This window comes from Shigella sonnei (assembly GCF_002950395.1).
Classification (GTDB): domain Bacteria; phylum Pseudomonadota; class Gammaproteobacteria; order Enterobacterales; family Enterobacteriaceae; genus ECMA0423.
Genome location: NZ_CP026802.1, coordinates 1,219,311 through 1,238,454, shown reverse-complemented (window position 1 = coordinate 1,238,454; position 19,144 = coordinate 1,219,311). Strand labels below are relative to the sequence as shown.

General features: G+C 45.4%; 11 protein-coding genes and 5 pseudogenes. 14 read left to right on the top strand and 2 right to left on the bottom strand.

Going from position 1 to position 19,144, the window contains the following annotated elements:
- Positions 1-34: 34 nt before the first annotated feature.
- The 5 genes and pseudogenes from C1P89_RS06520 to C1P89_RS06500 form a co-directional block, all read left to right on the top strand.
- Positions 35-1,263 (top strand): IS3-like element IS2 family transposase gene (locus C1P89_RS06520; protein WP_088895425.1). Its coding sequence is split into 2 segments (ribosomal slippage): positions 35-350 and positions 350-1,263, totalling 1,230 coding nucleotides; the frame shifts between segments, so codons are not numbered across the junction.
- 134 nt (positions 1,264-1,397) lie between these two features.
- A pseudogene (locus C1P89_RS06515) lies at positions 1,398-1,661 on the top strand (integrase core domain-containing protein); the annotation flags it as partial.
- 134 nt (positions 1,662-1,795) lie between these two features.
- A pseudogene (locus C1P89_RS06510) lies at positions 1,796-2,059 on the top strand (integrase core domain-containing protein); the annotation flags it as partial.
- 5 nt (positions 2,060-2,064) lie between these two features.
- Positions 2,065-2,226 (top strand): annotated as a pseudogene (locus tag C1P89_RS06505) (type 1 fimbrial protein); the annotation flags it as partial.
- A 103-nt stretch (positions 2,227-2,329) separates the two neighbouring features.
- Positions 2,330-3,130: pseudogene (locus tag C1P89_RS06500) on the top strand (fimbrial protein); the annotation flags it as partial.
- A 12-nt stretch (positions 3,131-3,142) separates the two neighbouring features.
- Here the strand turns inward: C1P89_RS06500 and C1P89_RS06495 are convergent.
- Entirely contained in the window at positions 3,143-4,489 is a 1,347-nt protein-coding gene (locus C1P89_RS06495; RefSeq protein WP_000483769.1) for an IS4-like element IS4 family transposase, read from the bottom strand.
- 52 nt (positions 4,490-4,541) lie between these two features.
- Between C1P89_RS06495 and C1P89_RS06490 the strand changes: the two are divergent.
- From C1P89_RS06490 to C1P89_RS06465, 6 genes and pseudogenes are all read left to right on the top strand, one after another.
- A pseudogene (locus C1P89_RS06490) lies at positions 4,542-4,682 on the top strand (fimbrial protein); the annotation flags it as partial.
- A 333-nt stretch (positions 4,683-5,015) separates the two neighbouring features.
- On the top strand, positions 5,016-7,295 hold the full coding sequence (gene ydeP, locus C1P89_RS06485) for an acid resistance putative oxidoreductase YdeP (protein WP_000726664.1): 2,280 nt from the start codon (positions 5,016-5,018) through the stop codon (positions 7,293-7,295).
- Between the two features lie 247 nt (positions 7,296-7,542).
- On the top strand, positions 7,543-7,740 hold the full coding sequence (gene safA / locus C1P89_RS06480; RefSeq protein WP_000271372.1) for a two-component system connector SafA: 198 nt from the start codon (positions 7,543-7,545) through the stop codon (positions 7,738-7,740).
- Positions 7,741-7,814: 74 nt separating this feature from the next.
- A complete protein-coding gene (gene ydeO / locus C1P89_RS06475; RefSeq protein ID WP_000060491.1) occupies positions 7,815-8,576 on the top strand; it encodes an acid stress response transcriptional regulator YdeO in 762 nt (253 codons plus the stop codon).
- 400 nt (positions 8,577-8,976) lie between these two features.
- Positions 8,977-10,659 (top strand): sulfatase-like hydrolase/transferase, encoded by a 1,683-nt coding sequence (locus C1P89_RS06470; RefSeq protein WP_011310211.1) that lies wholly within the window; start codon positions 8,977-8,979, stop codon positions 10,657-10,659.
- Between the two features lie 51 nt (positions 10,660-10,710).
- Positions 10,711-11,868, top strand: coding sequence for an anaerobic sulfatase maturase (locus tag C1P89_RS06465; RefSeq protein ID WP_005109547.1), 1,158 nt, complete (start codon positions 10,711-10,713; stop codon positions 11,866-11,868).
- Here C1P89_RS06465 and C1P89_RS06460 read toward each other — a convergent pair.
- Positions 11,834-11,956: a hypothetical protein gene (locus C1P89_RS06460; protein ID WP_129025478.1), complete on the bottom strand. Its 123-nt coding sequence runs from the start codon at positions 11,954-11,956 to the stop codon at positions 11,834-11,836. The genes C1P89_RS06465 and C1P89_RS06460 overlap by 35 nt on opposite strands.
- Before the next feature lie 208 nt (positions 11,957-12,164).
- On the opposite strand from C1P89_RS06460, the gene C1P89_RS06455 reads away from it, so the two are divergent.
- From C1P89_RS06455 to C1P89_RS06445, 3 genes are read left to right on the top strand one after another with little or no spacing between them, the layout of a single operon-like run.
- A complete protein-coding gene (locus C1P89_RS06455; RefSeq protein WP_000628571.1) occupies positions 12,165-13,850 on the top strand; it encodes an ABC transporter ATP-binding protein/permease in 1,686 nt (561 codons plus the stop codon).
- Between the two features lie 37 nt (positions 13,851-13,887).
- A complete protein-coding gene (locus tag C1P89_RS06450; protein WP_000832455.1) occupies positions 13,888-16,260 on the top strand; it encodes a TonB-dependent receptor plug domain-containing protein in 2,373 nt (790 codons plus the stop codon).
- Between the two features lie 56 nt (positions 16,261-16,316).
- Positions 16,317-19,100, top strand: a complete 2,784-nt coding sequence (locus C1P89_RS06445; RefSeq protein ID WP_005142616.1) for a M16 family metallopeptidase — start codon at positions 16,317-16,319, stop codon at positions 19,098-19,100.
- Positions 19,101-19,144: the final 44 nt, after the last annotated feature.

The following is a 19,144-nucleotide window of genomic DNA, read 5'->3' as shown; positions in this document are numbered from 1 at the left end:
AATACTAGTTTTTAGACTAGTCATTGGAGTACAGATGATTGATGTCTTAGGGCCGGAGAAACGCAGACGGCGTACCACACAGGAAAAGATCGCAATTGTTCAGCAGAGCTTTGAACCGGGGATGACGGTCTCCCTCGTTGCCCGGCAACATGGTGTAGCAGCCAGCCAGTTATTTCTCTGGCGTAAGCAATACCAGGAAGGAAGTCTTACTGCTGTCGCCGCCGGAGAACAGGTTGTTCCTGCCTCTGAACTTGCTGCCGCCATGAAGCAGATTAAAGAACTCCAGCGCCTGCTCGGCAAGAAAACGATGGAAAATGAACTCCTCAAAGAAGCCGTTGAATATGGACGGGCAAAAAAGTGGATAGCGCACGCGCCCTTATTGCCCGGGGATGGGGAGTAAGCTTAGTCAGCCGTTGTCTCCGGGTGTCGCGTGCGCAGTTGCACGTCATTCTCAGACGAACCGATGACTGGATGGATGGCCGCCGCAGTCGTCACACTGATGATACGGATGTGCTTCTCCGTATACACCATGTTATCGGAGAGCTGCCCACGTATGGTTATCGTCGGGTATGGGCGCTGCTTCGCAGACAGGCAGAACTTGATGGTATGCCTGCGATCAATGCCAAACGTGTTTACCGGATCATGCGCCAGAATGCGCTGTTGCTTGAGCGAAAACCTGCTGTACCGCCATCGAAACGGGCACATACAGGCAGAGTGGCCGTGAAAGAAAGCAATCAGCGATGGTGCTCTGACGGGTTCGAGTTCTGCTGTGATAACGGAGAGAGACTGCGTGTCACGTTCGCGCTGGACTGCTGTGATCGTGAGGCACTGCACTGGGCGGTGACTACCGGCGGCTTCAACAGTGAAACAGTACAGGACGTCATGCTGGGAGCGGTGGAACGCCGCTTCGGCAACGATCTTCCGTCGTCTCCAGTGGAGTGGCTGACGGATAATGGTTCATGCTACCGGGCTAATGAAACACGCCAGTTCGCCCGGATGTTGGGACTTGAACCGAAGAACACGGCGGTGCGGAGTCCGGAGAGTAACGGAATAGCAGAGAGCTTCGTGAAAACGATAAAGCGTGACTACATCAGTATCATGCCCAAACCAGACGGGTTAACGGCAGCAAAGAACCTTGCAGAGGCGTTCGAGCATTATAACGAATGGCATCCGCATAGTGCGCTGGGTTATCGCTCGCCACGGGAATATCTGCGGCAGCGGGCTTGTAATGGGTTAAGTGATAACAGATGTCTGGAAATATAGGGGCAAATCCATGGAGTGCTGACCAAAAACACAACGCCAATCAGTGATGATGAAATGGTGGAAAGCGGACAGCATCAGTAACGAAAGTATTTAGCGGGCATGAAAATGGCAAATAACGGTCAAACATCGTGGCGTTGACACTTGAACCGAAGAACACGGCGGTGCGGAGTCCGGAGAGTAACGGAATAGCAGAGAGCTTCGTGAAAACGATAAAGCGTGACTACATCAGTATCATGCCCAAACCAGACGGGTTAACGGCAGCAAAGAACCTTGCAGAGGCGTTCGAGCATTATAACGAATGGCATCCGCATAGTGCGCTGGGTTATCGCTCGCCACGGGAATATCTGCGGCAGCGGGCTTGTAATGGGTTAAGTGATAACAGATGTCTGGAAATATAGGGGCAAATCCATGGAGTGCTGACCAAAAACACAACGCCAATCAGTGATGATGAAATGGTGGAAAGCGGACAGCATCAGTAACGAAAGTATTTAGCGGGCATGAAAATGGCAAATAACGGTCAAACATCGTGGCGTTGACACTTGAACCGAAGAACACGGCGGTGCGGAGTCCGGAGAGTAACGGAATAGCAGAGAGCTTCGTGAAAACGATAAAGCGTGACTACATCAGTATCATGCCCAAACCAGACGGGTTAACGGCAGCAAAGAACCTTGCAGAGGCGTTCGAGCATTATAACGAATGGCATCCGCATAGTGCGCTGGGTTATCGCTCGCCACGGGAATATCTGCGGCAGCGGGCTTGTAATGGGTTAAGTAATAACAGATGTCTGGAAATATAGGGGCAAATCCAGGTACTGCCGAAAATATTCAGATAGAGCTGAGGGATGACCAGGATGCTGCGTTAAAAAATGGCGATAGCAAAACGGTTATTGTTGATGAGATCACTCGTAATGCACAGTTTCCACTTAAGGCAAGAGCTATCACGGTGAATGGAAACGCAAGCTAGGGAACGATCGAGGCGCTAATCAATGTGATCTACACCTGGCAATAACGTCGATTCGATTTTCTTAGCCTTCTTTTTAAATCAATTTTTAACCTTAGGATATATCATGGGTAAAACAATCAGTATAAAGGTCCTGTTCGGTATTTATCTTCTATTAATGGCAGGCAAAGTTTTTGCCTTCAGTTGTAATGTCGATGGCGGGTCAAGTATTGGAGCAGGTACAACCTCTGTTTATGTTAATCTCGACCCTGTAATACAGCCGGGCCAGAATCTGGTTGTAGACTTGTCTCAGCATATAAGTTGCTGGAATGATTACGGCGGCTGGTACGACACTGATCATATAAACCTGGTACAAGGCTCAGCTTTCGCAGGCTCCCTACAGTCATATAAAGGATCGCTGTACTGGAATAATGTGACCTACCCCTTCCCGTTGACGACAAATACCAACGTATTGGATATTGGTGATAAGACACCGATGCCATTACCGTTAAAACTCTATATTACCCCAGTTGGGGCGGCCGGTGGAGTTGTCATAAAAGCGGGGGAAGTCATTGCCCGTATTCATATGTATAAAATTGCAACATTAGGAAGCGGAAATCCGCGTAATTTTACGTGGAATATTATTTCAAATAACAGTGTTGTTATGCCAACAGGCGGCTGCACCGTTGATAGTCGTAATGTCACTGTGGATCTCCCGGACTTTCCTGGAAGCGCAGAAATACCCCTTGGCGTATATTGCTCAAGCGAACAAAAGCTCTCATTTTATCTTTCGGGTGCCACCACTGACAGTAGCCGACAAGTGTTTGCTAACACAGCACCTGATGCAACAAAAGCATCGGGAGTGGGTGTCACTCTAATGCGTAATGGAAAAATACTGGCTACGGGAGAAAATGTCTCCCTGGGGACTAATGCCAGTCAGTTAAGCAACTGACTGGCTCTTTTTCGGGGCTGTGGGGTATTTCCAGGGCCTCTCCTTTACCACTCTCGGGAAGGCCCTTTCCCTTCTCGTCGGTAATTTCACAAGTTGTCCCATACTTGCAAGATCGCGCATCAGCTCCGGTATACGTCCCGGTGAAGCGCCCTGCAATGTCATCAGCATTCTCATCACCATTCCGCATGATTCTGAGAAACTCAGTTGATTCGGCCAGTAACCTTTCAGATGTTCCGCCATTTTAATCATCTGATATCTCACCAGATTATAAGCCAGTAAGACACCCCACAGCTCTTGCTCCACAAGCTCCGGCTTTTTACTTCTCAGCGTCAGCCTGCTCAGTTGCATCGTCTGTTTTATCTCCCTGTATCCCAGTTCGATTTCCCAGCGATGACTGTACAGATCCGCCATTTCTCCTCCGGGGAAGCGCATGGCGTCCGTCATCGACGTCAGCAGATGGCAGACTTTTCCTTTGCGCGTCACGGTCAGCAGGCGGGCTGTCACTTCATTTCCCAGTCCCGGCCACTTTTTTCGTGCCTGCGGGCTGGTTTTCAGCTTCACCAGATGATCGCCTTTACCCAGTTTTCTGAGCTCTTCATATTGCGCTCCCTTTCTGAGAGGTATCATCCAGTGGCGGTGTTCTCCCGCCAGGCTCCAGGCATTTAACAGTCCCAGTGAGTAATAACCTTTATCCATTAACGTCAGAGTGTTATCGCCGGTTTGTTCTATAAGTTGCTCAGCAAGCTCATTTTCGCTGTTCTTCATCGTGCCGAAGGCTGCAGCCGTCAGCAGATGGCTGGTCAGTTCCATCTGGCAGACCATTTTGACCTGCGGGTAGAGCGCCGGGTTCCCGGCATGTGTCTGGCGGGGGAAGGCTGCATCGTTCTCTGGTGTATCCGGTGTGCGCCAGAACACACCATCGATGGCCAGCAGGGTCAGGCCGCACCAGTGCGGATGCGGCGTGGCGTTATGCCAGAGCTGCGCTGTTTTCGTGAACACGCGGCGGACAGCCTCACTTCCCAGGCGCTGGCGGGCCTGAATAACGGCACTGGGGGCAACGAAGGGGCGATTGCCCGGCAGCATGATGTCCAGGCGATTCACAATCTGGTGAAGAGGTTCTTTACGCTCAAGCGCCATGCCAACAATACACCAGACCATCATTTCGAGGGGAAGACGGCGCTTGCGTAGCGTTACAGTACCTGATTCGGCAAGGCAACGAGAGATGAGTTCGGGGTCGAGGTAATCCCCCAGAGAAGTCAGTGGGTTACGCAGAGAATCGTAACGGGATACCAGATCAAGAGCCTGTCCAATGTGCATAAAAAAATCCGGAAACAAGTGAGCGTTTCCGGATTCTTACACAGCCACTGGATCGGTCAACTGATCCTTAACTGATCGGCATTACTCCCTGGGGACAGTAAATAAAAGCAAAGTACCTCTGGGTTTAAGCGCAACCTATGGACAAACAGGAAACAAGGTTTCAGCCGGAACCGTCCAGTCAGTCATTGGTGTCACTTTTATCTATGAATAATTGTGATTTTGACCTTAGTCTATGCGCTCCATTCACGAAAATTGCGCAGATAATTATTTTGTGAAGGCTATTATCCTACACCTGTAAGAAAATCCGCGCACAATTGAAGCCAGAGTCTTATTTTTTATATTGAAAAATATGTTAATTTAAACACTATGAGAGATGATGCTTAACTTATCGTATTTAATCTATTGTTTAACGATAATAGATTAAAAATAGAAAGAGAGTAGTCCCCTACTCTTATATATCCATGTTGGCGATAATCCCTTTGTATGTACTGTGCATCATCGCTATTACAAATCCTAATAATTCATTTCCACACAGGATAAGTAGATGAAGAAAAAAATTGAATCCTACCAGGGTGCTGCAGGTGGTTGGGGTGCTGTTAAATCCGTAGCGAATGCAGTACGTAAGCAGATGGATATACGCCATGATGTTATTGCCATGTTTGACATGAATAAGCCAGAGGGCTTTGACTGTCCGGGTTGTGCATGGCCAGATCCTAAGCACAGTGCGTCATTCGACATTTGTGAAAACGGCGCAAAAGCAATCGCCTGGGAAGTCACGGATAAGCAGGTAAATGCCTCTTTCTTTGCTGAGAATACGGTTCAATCATTACTTACCTGGGGAGATCACGAGCTTGAGGCTGCAGGGCGTCTCACTCAGCCTTTGAAATATGATGCCGTCAGCGACTGTTACAAGCCATTAAGCTGGCAACAAGCTTTCGACGAAATTGGCGCACGCCTTCAAAGCTATAGTGATCCCAATCAGGTTGAATTCTATACTTCGGGCCGCACTTCCAATGAAGCTGCCTTTCTTTATCAGCTTTTTGCCCGTGAATACGGGAGCAATAACTTTCCCGACTGCTCCAACATGTGCCATGAACCGACAAGCGTGGGTTTGGCAGCGAGTATCGGTGTAGGTAAAGGGACCGTGTTGCTGGAAGACTTTGAGAAGTGCGATTTAGTCATTTGCATTGGGCATAACCCTGGTACAAACCACCCTCGCATGCTGACTTCGTTGCGCGCTTTAGTGAAACGGGGAGCGAAAATGATCGCCATCAATCCTCTACAGGAACGTGGCCTGGAGCGATTTACCGCACCGCAAAACCCGTTTGAAATGCTGACGAACTCTGAGACTCAGTTGGCCAGTGCCTACTACAACGTGCGCATTGGTGGCGATATGGCGTTGCTCAAGGGGATGATGCGCCTGTTAATTGAGCGCGATGATGCTGCAAGTGCCGCAGGTCGGCCCTCATTGCTTGATGACGAATTTATTCAAACGCATACCGTCGGCTTTGACGAGCTACGCCGTGACGTTCTCAATTCCGAGTGGAAAGATATCGAACGTATTTCTGGACTAAGTCAGACACAAATCGCCGAACTGGCTGACGCATATGCCGCTGCCGATCGCACCATTATCTGTTACGGAATGGGGATCACTCAGCACGAACATGGTACCCAGAATGTACAGCAACTGGTCAATCTGCTGTTGATGAAAGGTAACATTGGCAAGCCTGGTGCGGGTATCTGCCCACTACGAGGTCACTCTAATGTACAGGGCGACCGAACCGTCGGTATCACCGAGAAACCGTCTGCAGAGTTTCTGGCTCGCCTGGGTGAGCGCTATGGCTTCACCCCACCTCATGCACCTGGACATGCTGCAATTGCCAGCATGCAAGCAATATGCACGGGGCAGGCTCGAGCATTGATCTGCATGGGGGGCAACTTTGCACTGGCAATGCCAGATCGGGAAGCGAGCGCTGTACCGTTAACGCAATTAGATTTGGCGGTACACGTAGCCACTAAGCTTAACCGCTCTCATCTGCTGACCGCACGGCATAGCTATATTCTGCCGGTTCTGGGGCGTAGCGAGATTGACATGCAAAAAAGCGGTGCGCAGGCGGTAACCGTTGAGGATTCAATGTCGATGATTCATGCCTCGCGTGGCGTGTTAAAACCCGCCGGTGTAATGCTGAAATCAGAGTGTGCAGTGGTCGCGGGAATCGCGCAGGCAGCACTACCCCACAGCGTGGTAGCCTGGGAGTATCTGGTGGAAGATTATGATCGCATTCGCAATGACATTGAAGCTGTGTTACCAGAGTTCGCCGACTATAACCAGCGCATCCGACATCCTGGAGGTTTTCACCTGATAAATGCAGCTGCTGAAAGGCGCTGGATGACGCCGTCAGGTAAGGCTAATTTCATTACCAGCAAAGGGCTGTTAGAAGATCCCTCTTCAGCGTTTAACAGTAAGCTGGTCATGGCGACAGTACGTAGCCACGATCAGTACAACACGACGATTTATGGTATGGATGATCGCTATCGAGGGGTATTCGGTCAACGAGATGTGGTCTTTATGAGTGCTAAACAAGCTAAAATTTGCCGTGTAAAAAACGGCGAAAGAGTTAATCTTATTGCGCTTACGCCAGACGGTAAGCGCAGCTCACGCCGCATGGATAGATTAAAAGTGGTCATTTACCCTATGGCTGACCGCTCACTGGTGACCTATTTTCCAGAATCGAATCACATGCTAACTCTTGATAACCACGATCCATTAAGTGGCATTCCTGGTTATAAAAGTATTCCGGTTGAATTAGAACCATCAAATTAATTCGCCTCCTCATTTCTTCTGCTGTCATCCGCACAGCAGAAGAATTTCTCATTGACTATTATCGCGCAATTTGCTCACATTGATTAAATTAAACCACACACTATAAGATATAAACCTCTGCCTACAGCTGTAAGAAACTCCGCTCAGTACTGAAGTGCCAGTCCTATTTCCTCTTTTCTCCAGCCTGTTATATTAAGCATACTGATTAACGATTTTTAACGTTATCCGCTAAATAAACATATTTGAAATGTATGCGACCACAGTGAAAAACAAAATCACGCAAAGAGACAACTATAAAGAAATCATGTCTGTAATTGTGGTTGTCTTATTACTGACCCTTACGTTGATAGCCATTTTTTCGGCAATTGATCAGCTGGGTATTTCAGAAATGGGTCGCATTGCAAGAGATCTTACACATTTCATTATCAATAGTTTGCAAGACTGAAAATAAACAGCAAATTATAAATATGAAATGTTAAAAAAGTATCGATAAAAACTTTATTGTTTTAAGGAGATAAAATGTCGCTCGTTTGTTCTGTTATATTTATTCATCATGCCTTCAACGCTAACATTTTAGATAAAGATTACGCCTTCTCTGACGGCGAGATCCTGATGGTAGATAACGCTGTTCGTACGCATTTTGAACCTTATGAGCGGCATTTTAAAGAGATCGGATTTACTGAAAATACCATTAAAAAATATCTACAATGCACTAACATCCAGACAGTGACGGTGCCTGTTCCTGCGAAGTTTTTACGTGCTTCAAATGTACCGACTGGATTGCTTAATGAAATGATTGCTTATCTTAACTCGGAAGAACGCAATCATCATAATTTTTCAGAACTTTTGCTTTTTTCTTGCCTGTCTATTTTTGCCGCATGCAAAGGTTTCATTACACTATTAACTAACGGTGTGCTATCCGTTTCCGGAAAAGTGAGAAATATTGTCAACATGAAGCTGGCGCACCCATGGAAGCTGAAAGATATTTGTGACTGCCTGTACATCAGTGAAAGCCTGTTGAAGAAAAAACTAAAGCAAGAGCAAACGACATTCTCACAGATTCTATTAGATGCCAGAATGCAGCACGCAAAAAATTTGATACGCGTAGAAGGTTCAGTCAATAAAATTGCCGAACAATGTGGTTATGCCAGTACATCTTATTTTATTTATGCGTTCCGCAAACATTTCGGCAACAGTCCGAAGAGAGTTTCTAAGGAGTACCGTTGTCAAAGTCACATGGGTATGAATACGGGCAACACGATGAGTGCTTTAGCTATTTGATTATTTGCTAACGAGTAGTCAACCACGCACGCTGCGTAAGAATTAAATGGGGCAGCCATTCCCTGCCCCGCGTTGTTTTTAGGCGATATATTTATTGAAATAAATAAGTGACATCCATCACATATTTATGCACTTGCATAACCTGTTGCAGATTATTTATGATCTCAATTCGGCATTTTGTCAGTAAAATGCAATAATTTATTAAATATCAATAAATTAGTTGTTTATCGGCGAGAAATTACTTAATAGAACAGAAAGTAATGTCAACGCTTTATGGACTGTTATTTCCCTTTTTTTAGCTAAATCTGCTATCTCTTTATGTGACTAACTTCACTTACATCCACTTATTTCTCTTCGTAAAATTACTTCGGAATTAAGTACAATAAGAAGAGGAACATTTATGAAGTCTGCATTAAAGAAAAGTGTCGTAAGTACCTCGATATCTTTGATACTGGCATCTGGTATGGCTGCATTTGCTGCTCATGCGGCAGATGATGTAAAGCTGAAAGCAACCAAAACAAACGTTGCTTTCTCAGATTTTACGCCGACTGAATACAGTACCAAAGGAAAGCCAAATATTATCGTACTAACCATGGATGATCTTGGTTATGGACAACTTCCTTTTGATAAGGGATCTTTTGACCCAAAAACAATGGAAAATCGTGAAGTTGTCGATACCTACAAAATAGGGATAGATAAAGCCATTGAAGCTGCACAAAAATCAACGCCGACGCTCCTTTCATTAATGGATGAAGGCGTACGTTTTACTAACGGCTATGTGGCACACGGTGTTTCCGGCCCCTCCCGTGCCGCAATAATGACCGGTCGAGCTCCCGCCCGCTTTGGTGTCTATTCCAATACCGATGCTCAGGATGGTATTCCGCTAACAGAAACTTTCTTGCCTGAATTATTCCAGAATCATGGTTATTACACTGCAGCAGTAGGTAAATGGCACTTGTCAAAAATCAGTAATGTGCCGGTACCGGAAGATAAACAAACGCGTGACTATCATGACAACTTCACCACATTTTCTGCGGAAGAATGGCAACCTCAAAACCGTGGCTTTGATTACTTTATGGGATTCCACGCTGCAGGAACGGCATATTACAACTCCCCTTCACTGTTCAAAAATCGTGAACGTGTCCCCGCAAAAGGTTATATCAGCGATCAGTTAACCGATGAGGCAATTGGCGTTGTTGATCGTGCCAAAACACTTGACCAGCCTTTTATGCTTTACCTGGCTTATAATGCTCCGCACCTACCAAATGATAATCCTGCACCGGATCAATATCAGAAGCAATTTAATACCGGTAGTCAAACAGCAGATAACTACTACGCTTCCGTTTATTCTGTTGATCAGGGTGTAAAACGCATTCTCGAACAACTGAAGAAAAACGGACAGTATGACAATACAATTATTCTCTTTACCTCCGATAATGGTGCGGTTATCGATGGTCCTCTGCCGCTGAACGGGGCGCAAAAAGGCTATAAGAGTCAGACCTATCCTGGCGGTACTCACACCCCAATGTTTATGTGGTGGAAAGGAAAACTTCAACCCGGTAATTATGACAAGCTGATTTCCGCAATGGATTTCTACCCAACAGCTCTTGATGCAGCCGATATCAGCATTCCAAAAGACCTTAAGCTGGATGGTGTTTCCTTGCTGCCCTGGTTGCAAGATAAGAAACAAGGCGCGCCACATAAAAATCTGACCTGGATAACCTCTTATTCTCACTGGTTTGATGAGGAAAATATTCCATTCTGGGATAATTACCACAAATTTGTTCGCCATCAGTCAGACGATTACCCGCATAACCCCAACACTGAGGACTTAAGCCAATTCTCTTATACGGTGAGAAATAACGATTATTCGCTTGTCTATACAGTAGAAAACAATCAGTTAGGTCTCTACAAACTGACGGATCTACAGCAAAAAGATAACCTTGCCGCCGCCAATCCGCAGGTCGTTAAAGAGATGCAAGGCGTGGTAAGAGAGTTTATCGACAGCAGCCAGCCACCGCTTAGCGAGGTAAATCAGGAGAAGTTTAACAATATCAAGAAAGCACTAAGCGAAGCGAAATAACTAAACCTTCATGCGGCGGATTTTTCCGCCGCCTTATTGAGCGAGATAGCGATGCACGTTACAGCCAAGCCCTCCAGTTTTCAATGTAATCTCAAATGTGATTACTGTTTTTACCTTGAAAAAGAGTCGCAGTTTACTCATGAAAAATGGATGGATGACAGCACTCTGAAAGAGTTCATCAAACAATATATCGAAGCGTCTGGCAATCAGGTCTATTTTACCTGGCAAGGCGGTGAACCCACTCTGGCTGGCCTGGATTTTTTCCGTAAAGTTATTCACTATCAACAACGCTATGCAGGCCAAAAACGTATTTTTAATGCATTACAAACGAATGGCATTTTATTGAATAATGAATGGTGTGCCTTTCTCAAAGAACATGAATTTCTGGTTGGTATCTCGATCGATGGCCCCCAGGAGTTACATGACCGTTACAGACGCAGTAATTCAGGTAACGGTACTTTTGCAAAAGTGATAGCAGCCATCGAGCGTCTGAAATCATATCAAGTAGAGTTTAATACGTTAACCGTCATTAATAACGTTAATGTCCATTACCCTCTTGAGGTTTATCATTTTTTAAAATCTATCGGCAGTAAACATATGCAATTTATCGAATTGCTAGAAACCGGGACGCCGAATATTGATTTCAGTGGTCATAGTGAGAACACATTCCGTATCATTGATTTTTCTGTGCCTCCCACGGCTTATGGCAAGTTTATGTCAACCATTTTTATGCAATGGGTTAAAAACGATGTGGGTGAAATTTTCATTCGTCAGTTTGAAAGCTTTGTCAGCCGTTTTTTGGGGAATGGGCATACAAGTTGTATTTTCCAGGAGTCCTGCAAGGATAATCTGGTTGTTGAAAGTAATGGAGACATTTACGAATGCGACCATTTTGTCTATCCACAGTACAAAATTGGAAACATTAATAAATCTGAACTCAAAACGATGAACAGTGTACAACTGACAGCGCAAAAAAAACGGATTTCAGCGAAATGTCAGCAATGTGCATATAAACCTATCTGCAATGGCGGTTGTCCTAAGCATCGTATTACTAAAGTAAACAATGAGACTGTTTCTTATTTTTGCGAAGGTTATAAAATCCTTTTTTCAACCATGGTACCTTATATGAACGCCATGGTTGAGTTAGCTAAGAACAGAGTACCGCTTTACCACATTATGGATGTTGCAAAACAAATGGAGAATAATTAATAATGCTCTCTTTTAACTCCATTCTTAGCCTCCTTCTTATGACCTTAACAAGGCACCCGACATAAATTCCTGTCGGGTGTTTCGTCATCATCATCTTCCCTTGCGAAAATCCTGGCTTACGTGGTATGCGTCAGGGCATTAGCAATACCCTTGATTATCAATAGCATAACCATAACCATAACCACTGAAAATTAAAAATTTCTATATATTTCATATTGTTAAATGATACTTAAATAAATTTCATCAGTAAATCATTGCCATAGATAATCATTGGATGGCACAATCAATTTTCGCTAATGATAACCATTCCCATTACGTTTTATATGTTGATAGCAAAGTATCTCTGTCTGCTGAAGCCCTTTTGGCTGCGTAAGAATAATAAAACTTCAGTGTTGTTAATCATTATTATCCTCGCAATGATCCTTGGCGTGGTTAAAATTCAGGTCTGGTTAAACGACTGGAATAATGATTTTTTCAATGCGCTAAGCCAGAAAGAAACCGATAAGCTTTGGCAGCTTGTTCTTTGGTTCCCTGCCCTGCTGGGGATCTTTGTATTAATATCCGTAAACAAAACATGGTTAATTAAACTACTGACTATTCGCTGGCGCGAATGGTTAACAGATTACTACCTTAATCGCTGGTTTGCAGATAAAAACTACTACTTCACGCAGATCTACGGCGAGCATAAAAATACAGATAACCCTGACCAACGTATCGCTGAAGACATTCTCTTACTGATCAGCAAAACGCTCAGTCTTTCATTTGGCTTCATCCAGTCACTTAGCATGCTGATCACCTTTACCGTTATTCTTTGGCAAAGCGCGGGTACGCTCTCATTCACTGTTGGTGGAACAGAATGGAATATCCAGGGGTATATGGTCTATACCGTCGTGCTCATTGTGATCGGTGGAACTTTATTTACCCATAAGGTGGGTAAACGTATTCGTCCGCTTAATGTGGAAAAACAACGTAGCGAAGCGACATTTCGAACTAATCTTGTGCAGCATAATAAGCAGACAGAACTGATTGCGCTAAGCAATGCTGAGTCTCTACAACGCCAGGAGTTGCGCGACAATTTTCATACCATTAAAGAGAACTGGCATCGTTTAATGAATCGTCAGCGGTGGCTTGATTACTGGCAAAATATTTATTCGCGCTCGCTTAGCGTTCTTCCCTACTTTCTGTTATTGCCGCAGTTTATTAGCGGGCAGATCAATCTGGGCGGACTGATGAAATCGCGCCAGGCATTTATGCTAGTATCGAACAATTTAAGCTGGTTTATTTATAAATATGACGAACTTGCTGAACTGGCTGCGGTTATCGATCGCTTGTATGAGTTCCATCAACTCACTGAACAGCGCCCTACGAATAAGCCTAAAAATTGCCAACATGCGGTACAAGTGGCTAATGCGAGTATTCGTACGCCTGATAATAAGATCATATTAGAGAACTTGAACTTTCATGTTTCGCCAGGCAAATGGCTATTACTGAAAGGCTACTCTGGTGCGGGAAAAACCACACTGCTTAAAACATTATCCCACTGCTGGCCGTGGTTTAAAGGTGATATTTCTTCTCCTGCTGACAGTTGGTATGTGTCACAAACACCGTTAATCAAAAGCGGCTTACTGAAAGAGATTATTTGTAAAGCACTTCCCCTGCCCGTAGACGATAAATCGTTGAGCGAAGTACTGCATCAGGTTGGTCTGGGGAAATTGGCTGCGCGTATTCATGACCACGATCGCTGGGGAGATATTCTTTCCAGCGGCGAAAAACAACGTATCGCCCTGGCACGATTAATTTTACGACGTCCGAAATGGATATTTCTTGACGAAACTACCTCTCATCTTGAGGAACAAGAGGCTATACGCTTACTGCGTTTAGTGCGTGAAAAACTACCCACAAGCGGCGTCATTATGGTTACACATCAACCCGGTGTCTGGAACCTGGCTGATGATATTTGTGACATTAGCACGGTTTTATAACAACAATAAAAGCCCTGCTGTACGGAGATATAAATAAATGAAGCGAGTTCTTATTCCTGGCGTCATTTTATGTGGCGCTGATGTGGCGCAGGCCGTCGATGACAAAAACATGTACATGCATTTTTTTGAAGAGATGACGGTCTATGCTCCTGTCCCTGTACCCGTAAACGGCAACACGCATTACACCAGTGAAAGCATCGAGCGTTTACCGACCGGGAATGGCAATATCAGCGATCTGCTGAGAACCAACCCTGCGGTACGCATGGATTCAACGCAAAGTACCTCGTTGAACCAGGGAGATATTCGCCCTGAGAAAATCTCTATTCACGGTGCGTCGCCCTACCAGAATGCCTATTTGATTGACGGTATTAGTGCAACTAATAACCTGAACCCAGCGAATGAGTCCGATGCCAGTAGTGCAACCAATATTAGCGGGATGTCACAGGGGTATTATCTTGATGTCAGCTTACTGGACAATGTGACGCTTTATGACAGTTTTGTGCCGGTTGAATTTGGTCGCTTCAATGGCGGGGTAATTGATGCAAAGATCAAACGCTTCAACGCTGATGATAGCAAGGTGAAATTGGGTTATCGCACTACGCGTTCGGACTGGTTAACATCGCATATCGATGAGAATAACAAGAGCGCATTTAATCAAGGCTCTTCAGGAAGTACTTATTACTCCCCAGATTTTAAAAAGAACTTTTATACCTTGTCGTTTAATCAGGAACTCGCTGATAACTTCGGCGTTACCGCCGGTTTATCGCGCCGCCAGTCTGATATCACCCGCGCGGATTATGTTTCGAATGACGGCATTGTCACCGGTCGGGCACAGTATAAAAACGTTATCGATACTGCATTGAGCAAATTTACCTGGTTTGCCAGCGACCGCTTTACCCACGATTTAACCTTAAAATATACCGGCTCCAGCCGTGATTATAATACCAGCACCTTCCCGCAGTCTGATCGCGAAATGGGTAATAAATCCTATGGTCTGGCATGGGATATGGATACGCAACTCGCATGGGCCAAACTACGTACCACCGTTGGTTGGGATCATATTAGTGATTATACCCGTCACGATCATGACATCTGGTACACCGAACTTTCATGTACATATGGTGATATTACAGGGCGTTGTACCTGTGGCGGATTAGGACACATTTCCCAGGCTGTAGATAATTACACCTTCAAAACACGCCTGGACTGGCAAAAATTCGCCGTGGGTGATGTTTCGCATCAACCCTACTTCGGCGCGGAATACATCTATTCCGATGCATGGACTGAACGCCATAACCAGTCTGAATCCTATGTGATTAATGCTGCAGGAAAGAAAACTAACCATACCATTTACCATAAAGGTAAAGGCAGCCTGGGAATTGACAACTACACGCTGTATATGGCGGAGCACATTAGCTGGCGGAATGTGTCGTTAATGCCCGGTGTGCGTTATGACTATGACAACTATCTGTCAAACCACAATATCTCCCCGCGCTTTATGACGGAATGGGATATTTTTGCTGATCAAACCTCAATGATTACCGCCGGTTATAACCGTTACTATGGCGGGAATATTCTTGATATGGGATTACGTGATATCCGCAATAGCTGGACGGAATCGGTATCAGGTAATAAAACTCTGACGCGTTATCAGGATTTGAAAACGCCTTATAACGATGAACTGGCAATGGGATTGCAGCAGAAAATCGGTAAGAACGTTATTGCGCGTGCAAACTATGTTTACCGTGAAGCGCATGATCAAATCAGCAAAAGCAGTCGTACCGACAGCGCGACTAAAACCACCATTACTGAATATAACAACGATGGCAAAACCAAAACGCATTCGTTCAGCCTCAGTTTTGAACTGGCCGAACCCCTGCATATCCGCCAAGTAGATATTAACCCACAAATTGTCTTTAGCTATATCAAGAGCAAGGGCAACTTGTCGTTAAACAATGGTTATGAGGAGAGCAATACCGGTGATAACCAGGTGGTTTATAACGGTAATCTGGTCTCTTACGATAGTGTTCCAGTGGCAGATTTTAATAACCCATTAAAGATCTCCTTAAACATGGATTTCACGCATCAACCGAGCGGGTTAGTGTGGGCGAATACGCTGGCCTGGCAAGAAGCGCGTAAAGCTCGCATTATCCTTGGTAAGACAAATGCGCAATACATCAGCGAATATTCAGATTACAAGCAGTATGTTGACGAAAAACTGGATAGCAGCCTGACCTGGGACACCCGCTTGTCCTGGACGCCACAATTTCTGAAACAACAAAACCTGACGATCAGTGCCGATATTCTCAATGTACTGGATAGCAAAACCGCTGTTGATACAACGAACACCGGTGTGGCGACCTACGCCAGTGGCCGTACTTTCTGGCTTGATGTCAGCATGAAATTTTAATAGTTCGGATTTTACTTAACCGGGTAAATTCGCCCGGTTTTCGCATGGAGATAATTATGAGAAACCTCTGTTTCTTACTGACGTTAGTGGCAACTCTGTTGCTCCCCGGGCGGCTGATTGCCGCCGCCTTACCGCAGGATGAAAAGTTAATTACCGGGCAACTGGACAATGGCTTGCGATATATGATTTATCCGCATGCTCAACCAAAGGATCAGGTAAATTTATGGCTGCAAATTCATACCGGTTCATTGCAGGAAGAAGACAATGAGCGCGGCGTGGCTCATTTTGTAGAACATATGATGTTTAACGGCACAAAAACATGGCCGGGTAATAAAGTCATCGAAACATTTGAGTCAATGGGCCTGCGTTTCGGTCGCGATGTTAATGCCTATACCAGCTATGACGAAACGCTGTATCAGGTGAGTCTGCCGACTACGCAGAAACAAAATCTGCAACAAGTGATGGCAATCTTCAGTGAATGGAGTAATGCCGCAACCTTTGAAATACTCGAAGTAGACGCTGAACGCGGCGTAATTACTGAGGAATGGCGTGCCCATCAGGATGCGAAATGGCGCACCTCTCAGGCGCGCCGCCCTTTCCTGCTGGCAAATACCCGTAATTTAGACCGTGAACCTATCGGCCTGATGGATACTGTCGCCACGGTCACACCGGCACAATTGCGCCAATTTTATCAACGCTGGTATCAACCAAATAATATGACCTTTATCGTGGTCGGCGATATCGACAGTAAAGAAGCGCTGGCGCTGATAAAGGATAATTTAAGTAAGCTTCCGGCTAACAAAGCAGCTGAAAATCGCGTCTGGCCGACAAAAGCCGAAAACCACCTGCGCTTTAATATCATTAATGATAAAGAAAACCGAGTGAACGGCATCGCACTCTATTATCGCCTGCCAATGGTACAAGTGAACGATGAGCAAAGCTTTGTCGAACAAGCTGAATGGAGCATGTTAGTTCAGCTGTTCAATCAACGTCTGCAGGAACGCATACAGTCGGGCGAGTTGAAGACTATTTCTGGCGGCACTGCGCGCAGCGTTAAAATTGCACCCGATTATCAGTCGCTGTTTTTCCGTGTAAATGCACGAGACGATAATATGCAGGATGCTGCAAATGCATTAATGGCAGAGTTGGCAACCATTGATCAGCATGGTTTTTCTGCTGAAGAACTCGATGATGTCAAATCTACCCGCCTCACCTGGCTGAAAAATGCGGTTGATCAGCAAGCTGAACGTGATTTACGTATGCTGACCAGTCGCCTGGCATCCAGCTCATTAAATAATACGCCGTTCTTGTCGCCGGAAGAGACATATCAACTTTCGAAACGTCTGTGGCAGCAAATTACCGTGCAAAGTCTGGCGGAAAAATGGCAGCAGTTAAGAAAGAACCAGGACGCATTTTGGGAGCAAATGGTAAACAATGAGCTTGCCGCCAAAAAAGCATTGTCTCTTGCGGCTATCCTGGCGCTGGAAAAAGAGTACGCCAACAAAAAGCTGGCGGCTTACATCTTCCCAGGCAGAAATTTATCGTTAACAGTAGACGCTGACCCACAGGCGGAAATTAGCAGCAAAGAAACGCTGGCTGAGAATCTGACATCATTAACACTTTCCAATGGTGCCAGGGTTATTCTGGCAAAATCCGCGGGTGAAGAGCAAAAGCTACAAATTACTGCCGTATCTAATAAAGGCGATTTAAGTTTCCCTGCGCAGCAAAAATCACTTATCGCGCTGGCAAATAAAGCAGTAAGCGGAAGCGGCGTTGGTGAGCTCTCCTCTTCCAGCCTGAAACGCTGGAGTGCGGAAAATTCGGTAACCATGAGCAGTAAAGTCAGTGGCATGAATACGTTGCTCTCCGTTAGCGCGCGGACTAATAACCCTGAACCTGGTTTTCAGTTGATTAACCAGCGAATCACCCACAGCACGATTAACGACAATATTTGGGCATCGCTACAAAATGCTCAAATTCAGGCGTTGAAAACGCTCGACCAGCGTCCAGCGGAGAAATTCGCCCAGCAGATGTATGAGACGCGCTATGCTGATGACCGCACGAAATTACTGCAAGAAAATCAGATTGTACAGTTTACTGCCGCAGATGCGCTGGCTGCCGATCGCCAGTTGTTTTCATCTCCAGCGGATATCACGTTTGTCATTGTCGGTAATGTCTCAGAAGACAAACTCGTGGCGTTAATTACGCGTTACTTAGGATCAATCAAACACTCTGATTCGCCATTAGCCGCAGGTAAACCATTAACTCGCGCGACGGACAACGCATCGGTTACTGTAAAAGAACAAAATGAACCTGTGGCACAGGTTTCACAGTGGAAGCGTTATGATTCCCGGACACCTGTTAATCTGGCGACGCGTATGGCGCTCGATGCTTTTAACGTCGCACTGGCAAAAGATCTACGCGTTAATATTCGTGAACAGGCATCTGGAGCATACAGCGTTTCTTCTCGCCTCTCGGTTGATCCTCAGGCCAAAGATATCAGTCATTTGCTGGCTTTTACTTGTCAACCAGAACGACATGATGAACTGTTAACGTTAGCGAATGAAGTGATGGTTAAGCGTCTGGCTAAAGGGATCAGTGAGCAAGAACTGAATGAATACCAGCAAAACGTTCAGCGCAGCCTCGATATCCAACAGCGTAGCGTTCAACAATTAGCGAACACTATTGTAAATAGTCTTATTCAATATGACGATCCTGCAGCATGGACTGAGCAGGAGCAATTGTTGAAACAAATGACGGTAGAGAATGTTAACACTGCCGTTAAACAATATCTTTCTCATCCGGTAAATACTTATACTGGAGTATTATTGCCAAAATAATAACAGCCCCGTCAACACATCGTTGGCGGGGATTTTAGCAATAT

Bases quoted from the DNA above. Each gene is read 5' to 3' on its own strand.
- ydeP (WP_000726664.1), top strand. From the start codon at position 5,016: ATGAAGAAAAAAATTGAATCCTACCAGGGTGCTGCAGGTGGTTGGGGT.
- safA (WP_000271372.1), top strand. From the start codon at position 7,543: ATGTATGCGACCACAGTGAAAAACAAAATCACGCAAAGAGACAACTAT.
- ydeO (WP_000060491.1), top strand. From the start codon at position 7,815: ATGTCGCTCGTTTGTTCTGTTATATTTATTCATCATGCCTTCAACGCT.
- C1P89_RS06470 (WP_011310211.1), top strand. From the start codon at position 8,977: ATGAAGTCTGCATTAAAGAAAAGTGTCGTAAGTACCTCGATATCTTTG.
- C1P89_RS06465 (WP_005109547.1), top strand. From the start codon at position 10,711: ATGCACGTTACAGCCAAGCCCTCCAGTTTTCAATGTAATCTCAAATGT.
- C1P89_RS06460 (WP_129025478.1), bottom strand. From the start codon at position 11,956: ATGACGAAACACCCGACAGGAATTTATGTCGGGTGCCTTGTTAAGGTC.
- C1P89_RS06455 (WP_000628571.1), top strand. From the start codon at position 12,165: ATGATAACCATTCCCATTACGTTTTATATGTTGATAGCAAAGTATCTC.
- C1P89_RS06450 (WP_000832455.1), top strand. From the start codon at position 13,888: ATGAAGCGAGTTCTTATTCCTGGCGTCATTTTATGTGGCGCTGATGTG.
- C1P89_RS06445 (WP_005142616.1), top strand. From the start codon at position 16,317: ATGAGAAACCTCTGTTTCTTACTGACGTTAGTGGCAACTCTGTTGCTC.